The organism is Salinibacter sp. (assembly GCF_036626415.1).
In the GTDB taxonomy this organism is placed as follows: domain Bacteria; phylum Bacteroidota; class Rhodothermia; order Rhodothermales; family Salinibacteraceae; genus Salinibacter.
Genome location: NZ_JAZKRW010000022.1, coordinates 16,324 through 29,349, shown reverse-complemented (window position 1 = coordinate 29,349; position 13,026 = coordinate 16,324). Strand labels below are relative to the sequence as shown.

General features: G+C 65.9%; 6 protein-coding genes. 5 read left to right on the top strand and 1 reads right to left on the bottom strand.

Features of this window, described 5'->3' with window-relative positions; genetic code table 11:
* Positions 1 to 189: 189 nt before the first annotated feature.
* Positions 190 to 2,370 (bottom strand): glycogen debranching protein GlgX, encoded by a 2,181-nt coding sequence (gene glgX / locus V5A20_RS04410; protein WP_332315132.1) that lies wholly within the window; start codon positions 2,368 to 2,370, stop codon positions 190 to 192.
* 239 nt (positions 2,371 to 2,609) lie between these two features.
* Here glgX and V5A20_RS04405 point away from each other — a divergent pair, with 239 nt between their 5' ends.
* The 5 genes from V5A20_RS04405 to V5A20_RS04385 all read left to right on the top strand — a co-directional run bounded on the left by V5A20_RS04405 (position 2,610) and on the right by V5A20_RS04385 (position 13,015).
* Positions 2,610 to 4,646 carry an alpha-1,4-glucan--maltose-1-phosphate maltosyltransferase gene (locus V5A20_RS04405; protein ID WP_332326798.1) on the top strand — a complete coding sequence of 679 codons (2,037 nt, stop codon included), beginning with the start codon at positions 2,610 to 2,612 and terminating at the stop codon, positions 4,644 to 4,646.
* Positions 4,647 to 4,749: 103 nt separating this feature from the next.
* Entirely contained in the window at positions 4,750 to 8,130 is a 3,381-nt protein-coding gene (treS, locus tag V5A20_RS04400) for a maltose alpha-D-glucosyltransferase (RefSeq protein ID WP_332315130.1), read from the top strand.
* Between the two features lie 43 nt (positions 8,131 to 8,173).
* Positions 8,174 to 10,042, top strand: a complete 1,869-nt coding sequence (gene glgB, locus V5A20_RS04395; protein ID WP_332326797.1) for a 1,4-alpha-glucan branching protein GlgB — start codon at positions 8,174 to 8,176, stop codon at positions 10,040 to 10,042.
* Positions 10,043 to 10,165: 123 nt separating this feature from the next.
* Positions 10,166 to 10,417 (top strand): hypothetical protein, encoded by a 252-nt coding sequence (locus V5A20_RS04390; RefSeq protein WP_332315128.1) that lies wholly within the window; start codon positions 10,166 to 10,168, stop codon positions 10,415 to 10,417.
* 54 nt (positions 10,418 to 10,471) lie between these two features.
* A complete protein-coding gene (locus V5A20_RS04385) occupies positions 10,472 to 13,015 on the top strand; it encodes a TonB-dependent receptor domain-containing protein (protein WP_332326796.1) in 2,544 nt (847 codons plus the stop codon).
* Positions 13,016 to 13,026 lie beyond the last annotated feature (11 nt).

The following is a 13,026-nucleotide window of genomic DNA, read 5'->3' as shown; positions in this document are numbered from 1 at the left end:
GTTCGCGCCCCGAACGGCCCACGGACCCGGGCCCCGAAGGAGCGGAGTGCCGTCGCAGGGCTCCTCGTGGCGGTCCCGTTTCCTGAGCCCCCCAGCGCAAAGTCTAAACACGCGCCCCCCCACTGCACATTTCCGCCGCTCGGCCCCCGTACTTCCGGCCGGTGCGCCGTCGGCAGGAGCCGGCGCACGCTACTGCTCGGCCCGAAGGACCAGCAGGTGATCGGGCCGCAGGGTCAGCTGCTCTCCCGGCGCAACCGCGTCCGGCTCGTCCAGAAACTCGACCAGCTCCGGCACCACGTGCCAGGCCGTGCACTGCACACCATCGAGCTCATGGGTCTCCGCCGGCACCTCAAACTCGACGGGGGCCCCGCCCTGATTCATAAGCACCAGAAACGAGTCATCGGTCCGGGGTCGGCCCTTCGAGTCGGGCGCCAGGTTGTGGCCACGCAGCAGGTACCCGAAGGCGTGCAGGCCCTCGTCGTGCCAGTCCCCGTCGGTCATCTCGCGGCCCTCCGGGTGCCACCAGAGCACGTCGCCGGAGCCGTCCGACTCCTCGGCCGATTCGAGAAAGTGCCGCCGCCGGAAGCTCGGGTGTTCCTTCCGAAAGGTTGCGAGCCGCTGCACAAACTCGAGGAACGCCTGCTCGCGCTCGTCGAGGTCCCAGTCGTACCAGCTGATCTCGTTGTCCTGGCAGTAGGGGTTGTTGTTGCCGCGTCGGGTGTGGGACAATTCGTCGCCTCCCAGAATCATGGGCACGCCCTGTGACAACAGCAACGTGGCCATGATGCTGCGCTTGCGCCGCTCCCGGCACTCGATCACATCCGGATCCTCAGTCGGGCCCTCCACGCCGCAGTTGGTCGAGTGGTTGTCGTCGTGGCCGTCCTCGTTGCCCTCCTTGTTTTCCTCATTGTGCTTCCGCTCGTAGCTCACGAGGTCCTGCAGGGTAAAGCCGTCGTGGGCCGTCACGAAGTTGAGGGACGCGAAGGGACGACGGCCGGAGCGTTCGTAGAGGTCGCTGGAGCCAGTGACCCGCGTGGCCACGTCTCCGTTCAGCCCGCGGTCGCCCCGCCAGAACCGACGGATGGTGTCGCGGTAGCGGCCGTTCCACTCGGCCCACTGCCACGGGAACGATCCGACCTGGTAGCCCCCCGGCCCCACGTCCCAGGGCTCCGCGATGAGTTTCACCTGGCTCAGCACGGGGTCCTGCTGCACCACCTTGAAGAAGGAGCCGAGCATGTCGACGTCGTACAGCTCGCGTGCCAGGGCCGACGCGAGGTCGAACCGGAAGCCGTCCACATGCATCTCCGTCACCCAGTAGCGCAGGCTGTCCATGATCATCTGGAGGACGTACGAGTCGCCGGGATCGAGCGTGTTGCCGGTCCCGGTGTAGTCCATGTAGTAGCGCTCGTCGTCGGGGTTGAGCTTGTAGTAGGTGCGGTTGTCCACCCCGCGCCACGAGAGCGTGGGGCCCAGCTGATTGCCCTCGCAGGTGTGGTTGTAGACGACGTCGATGATCACCTCGAGCCCGGCGTCGTGCAGGGCGCGGACCATCATCTTGAAGTCGCGCACCGCGCTGGCCGGCCCGTTGGCGGCGTACTCGGGCTCCGGGGCAAAGTAGGAGAGCGTGTTGTAGCCCCAGTACTCCCGCAGGCCCTTGCGCAGCAGCTCGCGACGGTGCAGCTTGGCGTGCACCGGCAGGAGCTGCACCGTGGTAACGCCGAGGGTCTTGAGGTGATCGAGGACCGGCTCGCAGGCCATGCCCAGGTACGTCCCTCGCAGCCGCTCGGGCACGTCGGGGTGCTTCTGGGTCATCCCCTTCACGTGCGTCTCGTAGATGAGGGTGTCCTGCCACGGGATTTCGGGCGACTGGTCGTTGCCCCAGGCAAACGTCTCTTCGACCACCGCCGCCAGGGGCGCATGGGGGGCGCTGTCCTGGGTGTTGAACGAGCGGTCCGCCTCGTCCGCGTCCACGTCGTAGCCGAAGAGGCTGTCGTCCCACCGGAGGGGGCGCCCAATGGCCTTCGCGTAGGGGTCGAGCAGGACCTTGTTGGGATTGAACCGGTGCCCGTTCGCCGGGTCGTAGGGGCCGTAGACGCGGTATCCGTAGAGCTGGCCGGGGCGCACGTTCGTGACGTAGCCGTGCCAGATGGGACCGGTGTGTTCGGGCAGTTCGAACGTGACGTCGGGCTCTCGGTCATCCGCGTCCTCGAACAGCAGTAGCTCGACCCGGTCGGCGTGGGCACTGTGCAGGGCAAAGTTGACCCCGATGCCGTCCCACGTCGCCCCCCGGGGGTACGGCTTTCCGGGTTGGATGTGAAGGTCGCCCTTTCCCTGCGCGTCCGTATCGATCGGTGAAGCAGATGCATCCATGCAACAAAGAGGTAGCAAGCAAACAGCTTGTGCGCGCAACGGCCTGCGTTTTTTTCGTGTGTTACCGCAAAGATTGGGCCGTAATCTCCGCGATGAAATGAACCGAGCCGGGCACAGTTGCATGCAGACTCAGGCATTGGGATTTCTGTCCCCCAATGTGTAGCGTGTACATGCAGTGTCGTCCGGCGACGAAGCCCGCCGGAGCCCCCGCCGCATCTCGCTTTTGCCCCCACGCCAGCATGTCCTCTACCGCCCCATCGCCGTCCACGTCCTCCGAGTCGACCCTTCCCAAGTCGTGGTCGCGCGTCGTCATCGCATCGGTGGCCCCCGCCATTGACGGCGGGCAGTGGCCGATCAAACGGGCCGTGGGGGAGCAGGTCGAGGTGACCGCGGGGGTCCTGGTGGACAGTCACGAAGCCCTGGCCGTCGAGCTCGTGGTCCGCCACGCGAGCGAGAAGACGGAGCACGTCACCCGCATGCCCCACGTCGAGAACGACGAGTACACCGGCGCCTTCGAGGTGTCGTCGCCCGGACGCTACCTGTACCGCGTGCGGGCCTGGATCAACCGCTTCGCCACGTGGCAGGACCAATTTCGGCGCCGGGTCGAAGGCGGCGAGCCCCCGTCCGAGATTGAGAGCGAGCTGACGGCCGGGGTGTCGCTGCTCGAGGAGGCCGCCCAGAACGCCCCCGACGACGATCGGGACATGCTGGAGGCCCACATCGACGCCTTCCAGAACGGCAACGCGGAGGCGGCCCTCGGGGACGAGATCGCGGAGCTCGTGCGCCGCCACGCGCCCCCCGACCAGCAAACGACCAGTGCGACCTACGAGGTGCTCGTGGACCCGGAGCGGGCCCGGAGCGGCGCGTGGTACGAGTTCTTTCCGCGCTCGGCCCGGAACGACGACCAGCACGCCACGCTCGACGACGCGGCCGAGCGGCTGCCACGCATCAAGGAGATGGGCTTCGACGTCGTCTACCTTCCGCCCGTCCATCCCATCGGCGAAACGAACCGCAAGGGCAAGGACAACGCTCCCGAGGCCGATCCCGGCGACCCCGGCAGCCCGTGGGCCATCGGCGGCTTCCTGGAGGACGGGTCGAAGGGCGGGCACAAGAGCGTCCATCCCAAGCTGGGGGGCATCGAGGCGTTCGACCGCTTCGTGGAACGGGCCCACGACCTGGGCCTGGAGGTTGCCCTCGACATCGCGTTTCAGTGCTCGCCCGACCACCCTTACGTCGAGGAGCACCCCGAGTGGTTCTACCACCGCCCCGACGGCTCCCTCCGCTACGCCGAAAACCCGCCGAAGAAGTACGAGGACGTCCACCCCATCAACTTCGAAACCGAGGACTGGCCCGCGCTCTGGGCAGAGCTCAGAAGTGTGTTCGAGCACTGGATCGACCACGGCGTCACCACCTTTCGCGTCGACAACCCCCACACCAAGCCGTTTGCGTTCTGGCAGTGGTGCCTGCGCGAGTTGCGCGAAGAGACGCCCGAACTCGTCGTCTTGTCGGAGGCCTTCACCCGGCCCAAGACCATGTACCACCTCGCGAAGCTCGGCTTCAACAACTCGTACACCTACTTCACCTGGCGCAACACGCCGGAGGCCCTCGAAGAATACGGCAACGAGCTCTTCCACACCGAGGTGGCCGAGCACTTCCGGCCCAACTTTTGGCCCAACACGCCCGACATTCTGCACGACGAGCTCGTCCACGGCGGGCGCCCCGCGCACAAGAGCCGGTTCGTGCTCGCGGCCACAATGTCCAGCGCCTACGGCGTCTACGGCCCGCCCTTCGAGCACGTCGACAACCAACAGCGCGACCACAAGGAGGAGTACGCCCGGAACGAGAAGTACGAGATCCGCACCTGGAACTGGAACGACCCCACGTCACTCCAGCCCTTCATGGCGCGGATCAACCGCATCCGCAACGAGAACCCGGCCCTGCAGCAGATGCGGTCGATCCGGTTTCTGGAGACCCAGCACCCGGACCTGATTGCCTACAGCAAGACCGCCGGGGACAACCGCATTGTCGTGGTCGTCAGTCTCGACCCCCACAACGAGCGCGAAGGCCAGCTCGTCCTTCCGGTCCACGACCTCGGCCTGCCGGCCGACGAGGCGTTCTCCGCCCACGACCTCCTCCACGACGCCCATTACACCTGGCACGGCACCCACCACTACCTCCGCCTTTCCCCCGACCGCCCCGCCCACATTTTTCGGCTCGAACCGGCCGGCACGAACGAGCACACGCACGCCGCCTACGACCGCCTCGTGCACGCATAATCTGATTGGAACGTTTGAAGGTTGAACGTTGGAAGGTTGTCTCCCGACGCCTCCTTCCTCAACCTTCCACCGTCCACCCTTCAACTTTCAACCGCAGTACCATATGCCCGACGACTTCCTTGACGATCCCCGCTGGTACAAAGACGCCGTCATCTACGAGCTGCACGTCCGCAGCTTTTACGACTCCAACAACGACGGCTACGGGGATTTTCAGGGGCTCCGCGAGAAGCTGCCCTATCTCGAATCGTTGGGCGTCAACACCCTCTGGCTGCTTCCTTTCTTGGAGAGCCCGCTAAAAGACGACGGCTACGACACGGCCGACTACTTCAAGGTCCTGCCCATCCACGGCGACCTCGACGACTTCAAAGCGTTTCTCGACGACGCTCATGCCCGCGGCATGCGGGTGATTACCGAACTGGTGCTCAACCACACCTCCGACCAGCACCCGTGGTTTCAGGAGGCGCGCGACCCCGCGTCCGACAAGCACGACTGGTACGTCTGGAGCGAGACGGACGACGCGTACGAGGACGTGCGCGTCATCTTCACCGACACGGAAGACTCGAATTGGGCCTGGGACCGGAAGGCACAGAAGTACTACTGGCACCGCTTCTTCAGCCACCAGCCCGACCTCAACTTCGACAACCCGGAGGTGCGGGAGAAGATGAAGGAGGTCATGTTCTTCTGGCTCGACATGGGCGTGGACGGCCTCCGGCTCGACGCCGTGCCGTACCTCTTCGAACGCGAGGGCACCAACAGTGAAAATCTTCCCGAGACAATTGCCTACGTGAAAGAGCTGCGGGCCGCCGTAAAAGAGCGGTATGGCCCCGGCAAGGTGCTCCTGGGCGAGGCCAATCAGTGGCCCGAGGACACGCTTCCCTACTTCGGCGAGGACGCGGAGGGCAACAGTACGGGCGTGCAGATGGCCTTCAACTTTCCCGTGATGCCGCGGCTCTACATGGCGCTGCGGCGCGAAAACCGGCGGCCGATCGTGGAGATGCTCGATCTCACCGGCGGCATCCCCGACGACGCCCAGTGGGCCCTCTTCCTCCGCAACCACGACGAGCTCACCCTCGAAATGGTAACCGACGAGGAACGGGACTACATGTACCACGAGTACGGGGCCGACGATCGCTTCCGCATCAACGTGGGGATCCGGCGCCGCCTCACGCCGCTGCTCGGGGGCGAGCGGCAGCGCATCGAGCTCATGAACGCCCTGCTGTTCAGCCTGAAGGGGAGTCCCATCATCTACTACGGCGACGAGATCGGAATGGGGGACGACCCCTTCCTCGGCGACCGCAACGGGGTGCGCACCCCCATGCAGTGGAGCCCCGACAAGAACGGCGGCTTCTCGCGGGCGCCGCACCACAAGCTGTTCATGCCCCCCATCAACCGGGGCAAGTACAGCTACGAGTTCGTGAACGTGGAGGACGCGGAGAACGACCCCCACTCGCTCCTCCACTTCATGCGACGGCTCATCGCCCTCCGCCAGCAGCACAAGAAAATCTTCGGGCGGGGCAGCCTCGAGCTGTTGCCCGTGGAGAACCAGTCGATCCTCGCGTTCCTCCGCGAGTACGAGGGCGAGCGCATCTTGGTGGTCAACAACCTGTCCCGCTTTACGCAGTCGGTTCACCTCCCCGCCCGGGACGACCTGCAGGGACTGGCGCCGGTCGAGCTCTCCGGCCAGTCCGCGCTCCCCCCCATTGGCAGCGACGAGTATCACCTGACCGTTGGCCCCCATCACTTCTACTGGTTCAAGCTTGTGCCCCAAGACGACGTGCAACGCGACGAGACCCGCCGCAGCGGCCTCCAGCCCCGCGAGGATCGGAATGGCCGAGCCCGCCCCACCCTGCCGGTCGCCGAAGGCCTGCAGAACCTGCTCGTGCCCACCATGGCGCAGCGTCGCGGCCCCGAGCAGATCGAGGCCCTGCTCCCAGAATTCATTGACAAGCAGCGGTGGTTTGGCGCCAAGGGAGAAGTCATTGAAGATGTGGAGGTGGAAGACGCCGTGCGCCTTCAGAGCGACCCCGTGGTGTACCTGTCCGTGCTCCGGGTCGACCTTGAGGAAAAGACGTCCTTCTACACGCTGCCCCTGATGGCAGCGCCGGAGCCGGAGGCCTCCGCCCTCCTCGACGAGCACCCGAGCGCCGCCCTCGCGTGGATGGAGATAGACGACACCAACGAGCGACGGCTCATCTACGACGCGACGGTCACCCCTGCCTTCTGGGCCACCCTCTTCCGCTGGTGGCAACGCGGGGGCACCGGGCGCTCCCTGAAAGGCCTCTACACGGCCGAGCCCTCCAAGGCCATGGGCACCGAGCCCCCCGAGGACGTGCGCCTCTTTACCGGTGAGCAAAGCAACACCTCGGCCATCGTCAACGACGAGTACTTCCTCAAGCTCTACCGCCGCCTGGAAGAAGGCCCGAATCCCGAAAAGGAACTGCTGGAGCACCTCACGGACGTCGACTTTACGTTCTCTCCGCGACTGCACGGGACCTTTCACTTCCGGCGGCGGCGCCGTCAGTACACGCTCGGCGTGCTGCAGGAGGCCCTCGCGGTGGACACCGACGCGTGGAGCTACGCCCTCTCCTGCACGACCACCTTTCTCGACCGCGTCGAAAATTCGCCGTTCCCGTACGAGCAGGCCAAGAACACGGCCCCGTCGACGGACGGCCCCAGCTGGACCGCGGACCGCTTCTCGGACGCGACGGTGCCCGTGTGGCTCGAAGAACTGGCCCCGGAACTCATCTCGTTCGCGCGAACCCTCGGGGTGCGCACCGCCGAAATGCACCACGCGCTGGCCCGGGCGGAGGGCGAAGACATGCGCCCCGTTGAGGCACCGACGGACGCAGGGACGGAACTGGCCGGGCGCATCCGAGACGAAATGGAGGACACTCGTGCCCTCCTCGACCGCCAGCCCACCCTGGAGGCCGAGGCACGCCCCTCCGCCGCGGCGTGGAGCGCCGCCCGGGCGCACCTCACGCCCCTCGACGACGTATCCGGCACGCACGACCGCATCCGAATCCACGGCGACTACCACCTCGGCCAGCTCCTCCGGGCCGAAGGCGACGTCTACGTACTCGACTTCGAAGGCGAACCGACCCGTCCCCTCGACGAACGCCGCAAGCGCGAAAACGCACTGCGGGACGTGGCCGGCATGCTTCGCTCCCTGGAGTACGCCGTCCTCGCCTCCTGGCAGGACCGCACGGACGCGGACCCGGACTACGAACCGTGGATCGATGCGCTCCTCTACTGGACGGAGACGACCTTCCTCGACGCCTACGCCGACACGACCGGAGACGCCTCCTTCCTTCCGGCGCCCCCGGCCCGCTACACGTTTCTCTGGGCCTTTCTGCTCGACAAAGCCCTGTACGAGGTCCGGTACGAACTGAACCATCGCCCCGACTGGGCCTGGCTTCCGCTCCACGGCCTCCACCGCCTCCTTGCCTCGCAGGAGCGGACTGCGCCCGAATCCCCCGACGCCTGATTCCCTTCCCCTTCGGCCTTCTCTCCACGCCTCCCTTCTCCTCATGCCTCATCTCACCGACGACGACATCTACTACTGGCGGCAAGGCACCCACACCCACAGCTACGAGCGGATGGGGGCGCACCCCAACCAGCAGGGCACCTGGTTCAGCGTCTGGGCCCCCCACGCCGAACGGGTGGAGGTGACGGGCGACTTCAACGACTGGCGCTTCGGCGCCGACGTGCTGGAGCGCCGCGAGGGGGGGCTCTGGGAAGGGTACGTCCGCGGCGCCCGGCCGGGCGACAAGTACAAGTACCACCTCCAGGCCGACGGCGAGTGGTTCGACCGCACCGACCCCTACGCCTTCCGGATGGAGCCGCCCGCCCAGAACACCTACGAGGGGCTCTCGGCCATCGTCACCGACCTCGACACCTATTCGTGGGGCGATGCCGACTGGATGGCCCACCGGGAAGGCCCCAGCGGACTGGACGGGCCCCTCTCCATCTACGAGGTACACCTCGGCTCCTGGCGCCACAAGGGACACGGCGAGTCGCTCAGCTACCGCGAGGCGGCCGAGCCGCTGGCCGACCACGTGCAGAACCTGGGCTTCACGCACGTCGAGTTCCTGCCGCTCGCCGAGCACCCGTACTACGGCTCGTGGGGCTACCAGATTCTCGGGTACTACGCCCCCACCTTCCGCTACGGCGACCCCGAGGGCCTCATGCACCTCATCGACACACTGCACCAGCGCGGGATTGGCGTCATCATGGACTGGGTGCCCGGCCACTTTGCCACCGACCCGCAGGGCCTCACGTACTTCGACGGCTCTCACCTCTTCGAGTACGAAGACCCGCGCATGCGGGAGCATCCGGACTGGGGCACGCGCGTCTTCGATTTCGGCAAGAACGGCGTGCGCAGCTTCCTTCTCTCCAACGCCCTCTTTTGGATGGACAAGTACCACGTCGACGGTCTACGGGTCGACGCGGTCGCCTCCATGCTGTACCGCGACTACTCGCGAGAGGGCGACTGGGCCCCCAATGTGCACGGCGGCCGCGAAAACCTGGGCGCCATCAGCCTCCTCCAGGACACCAACGAGCACGTCTACGACGAATACCCGGAGGCGATCATGCTGGCGGAGGAGTCGACCGCCTGGCCCGGCGTTACCACGCCCACCGAGCACGGCGGCCTCGGCTTCCTCTACAAGTGGAACATGGGCTGGATGCACGACACGCTCGAATACGCAAGCAAGGAGCCCGTCCACCGCAAGCACCACCACGGCGATCTGACGTGGACCCTGAGCTGGGCCTTCTCGGAGAACTATACGCTCCCCCTCTCCCACGACGAGGTGGTGCATGGCAAGAGCTCGCTCTGGAGCAAAATGCCGGGCGACGACTGGCAAAAGGCCGCCAATCTGCGGCTCCTTTACGCCCACATGTTCGGCTACCCCGGCAAGAAGCTTCTCTTCATGGGGGGCGAGTTCGGGCAGTACCACGAGTGGAATCACGATCAGGAGCTGGAATGGGGACTCACCGACGAGCCGCTGCACGAGGGCCTCATGGAGTGGCTCGGCGACCTCAATCACCTCTACCAGAACGCCCCTGCCCTCTGGAACGACCAGGCGGACGGATTCGAGTGGATCTCGTACGACGACCGTGAGAACAGCGTCCTCACCTACCGCCGTCTGAACGGCGACCAGTCCCTCATCTTCGTGCTCAACTTTACCCCCGTCGTCCGCGAGCACTACCGCATCGGGGCCGCGGGCCGGGGCGTCTGGCGAGAGCGCCTGAACAGCGACAGCAATGTGTACGGCGGTAGCAACGTGGGCAACCAGGGCGCCGTCCAGAGCGCTCCCATCGGGCAACACGGGCACTCCCACTCCCTGGAGCTGACCCTCCCGCCACTCGGTGCACTCGTTCTCTCCCAGGACGAGTGACGGGGCCTGGCAGGGCCCGGATCGTCCCGCCAATTAACACCTTCTAGACGTTCTGCACTTGACGGACTCGGATCCACGCGCTTATTTATAAGCGGTCTAAATAAGCAACCGATCGCCCCTGCCGTGGACACGAATTCGTCCTTTGCCCGACGCTCCTTGCTGACCGTCTTTGGAGTGCTTCTGCTGTTGCTCATCTTCCTTCCGGCCTGTTCGGACGATCCCATTCTCGGCCCGAACGAGGGCGAGCCCTCCGACGATGGGGGCAGTTACAGTAGTATTCACCGCCTATCCCCCCCGTCTCCAACTGCCGACTCGACGGCCCCCACCACGGCGTCGGCGCTCGATCTGACCGACGCCAACCCGGAGCGCTTCTGATCTCGCTTCGCCGGAAAGCTTGGAGGGTCTCCATCGCAGTCTTCCCTACAGCACATGAACGTCTTTATCCGCCTGCTGCTCGGCTTCTTTTTTGTAATTGGTCTAAATTGCACTCCCGCAGATGCACAGGACACGACTACGGGGCGGGTCGAGGGGCGGGTGCTCAGCGCGGGCACTGAGGTCCCTGTGTCGGACGCCACCGTCGAGATCCTCGGGGACGATCGCCCCAGGGGCACCACGACCGCCGCGGATGGGCGCTTCGTGGTTGAGGCCCTTCCCCCGGGGCCAACCCGACTTGAGATCCGCCACGTCGGGCATGTCCCAGCCGTCCGGACGGTCCGCGTGCGGGATGGAGAGACCACCCGCGTGACCGTTGAACTTGAGCGCGATGTGGTCGAGCTGTCCGGCCTCGAAATCACCAGCCGCAGCGAGGCGGCCCAGGCGTCGTTTCCCGGCGCGACGTTTACCGTCGACGCGGCGGAGCTGGAACGGAGCAACCCCATCGGCCTGCAGGAGACGCTCCTCTCCGTGCCGGGCGTGTTCGGCCGGGCCGACGACGGCATGGGGCAGACCCGGATGTCGATTAGCATTCGGGGCCTGCAGTCGCGGCGTACCCAGCGCGTCCTCGTAATGGAGGACGGCGTCCCCATCCAGCCGGCTCCCTACATCTTTTCGCCGCTCTACTACAACCCTCCCGTCGAGAGGATCGAGAAGACGGAAATCATCAAGGGCAGCTCCTCCATTCGCCACGGCCCGCAGACGATGGCGGGGGTCATCAACTTCGTTACCGGGCGCCCGCAACGACGCTCGCCCGGGGGCGAACTCAAGATCACGGGCGGCTCCCACCGGTACGCCAGTGCCTTCGCTGAAGTCGGCGGGTTTGGGACCGACGCCCTGCGTCCGCAGGTCCAACTGCTCATGAAGCGCGGCGGCGGCTTCCGGGACAACAACGACTTCCTCCAGCTCAATGGCACCGCCAAGCTGCAGTACGACCTCAGTGACGATCAGTCTCTGTACCTAAAGGGCAACGTCGATTACGAGGACATGAACGCCACATACCATGGCCTCACCCCACACAGCTTTGAGACCAACCCGGACTTCAACCCGAAGGACGACGATTCCTATCGCATCTTGCGGGGGGCGTTCGACGCAATTTACAACCACAACTACGGCGGCAGCCTCCGGAGCACCACGAAGCTCTACGCCAACGTGTTCGACCGGCCCTGGTGGCGGGAGGAAAATGTGTTCGTGCGCGCCGACGACTACGAGGAAAACGGCGCGGCGGCCGAGCCCGTGCCGCCGACTACGCCGGGGGATCTCGTCCGCGTCGCCGTCACCGACGTGACGGATCGGGACCGGGCCGTCGCCTTCGGAAACGAGCGCACTTTTCACGTGACTGGACTGGAGCATACGTTCGACATCGACCACGGCCTCTTCGGGCGCTCTGCCAGTCTGGAAACGGGCCTCCGCCTGCACTACGAGCGGTTCGAGGACGCCAATAAGATCGGCGACGATCCTGAGGCCCGAGACGGCGTGTTCTTTCGGGGCGACCGGTCCGACCCGCCCGTGACGATTGTCGGGAAGAGTCGCATCTACGAAACGCAGGCGCTTGCGCTCTACGGCCTGGAAGAACTCCAACTGGGCCCGCTTCGCCTGTCGCCGGGCGTGCGGCTGGAGCTCTTCAACCAGTCGAGCACAGATCGCCTCGACGGCAATCGCACGGTCGAGGAAACCAATGTGGTGGCGCTGCCGGGCCTCGGGTTCAACTGGGACCTGGGGCGGTACGCCCTGGGTGCCCCCCTCGGGGACGGCCAGTTCAACCTCTTCGGCGGGGTGCACCGCGGCTACACCTCGCCCTCCAGTGCCACGTTCCTCACCCTGGGCGTAAACGACCCGAATCGAGAGGCGGCCTTCGACCTACAGGCGGAGAAGAGCTGGAACTCCGAGCTGGGCCTTCGGGGCCGCACCGGGGCCGGTCAGTTTCAGTTTACCGGCTTCTACACCTACGTCGAGGACCTGGTTGGCGGCAAGACGCGCTTCACGCAAAACCTGGGCGTGGTGCAGAGCTACGGCCTGGAGACCAACGCTACACTAGAGGGCGACGCCTTCGCGAGCGTCCTCCCCACCCTGGACGCGTCTTACACCTTCATGCAAACGGAGGTCGTGGAGGGCATCGTCCCGAGCGCCGTGGACGGCACGCCGACCAACATTAGCGGCAACGAGCTCATCGCGGCCCCGCCCCACACCGCCACGGTGGGGCTCACGAAGACCTTCTCGCGCCTCGGCCTCACCCTCCGCAGCAGCCTGCGGTACCGGGGCGGGTTCTACACCGACCTCGAAAATCTCGACCGCACCAGCAACCGGGGCGAGGTGGGTCCGGTGCCGTCGCACACGGTCTTGGACGCCGGGGCCACCTACCGGTACTCGAGCGACCTGCGCCTCAACCTCACCGTCAAGAACGCGACGGACAACGTGTACATCGGCTCGCGCCTGCACTCCAATCCGCGCGACAAGGGGCCGAGCAGCAACGGTGGGAGCACCGGCATCCTGCCCGGGCCCCGCCGCCAGATCAATCTCTCTGTGCAGTACGACTTTTAGAGTCTCCCCAA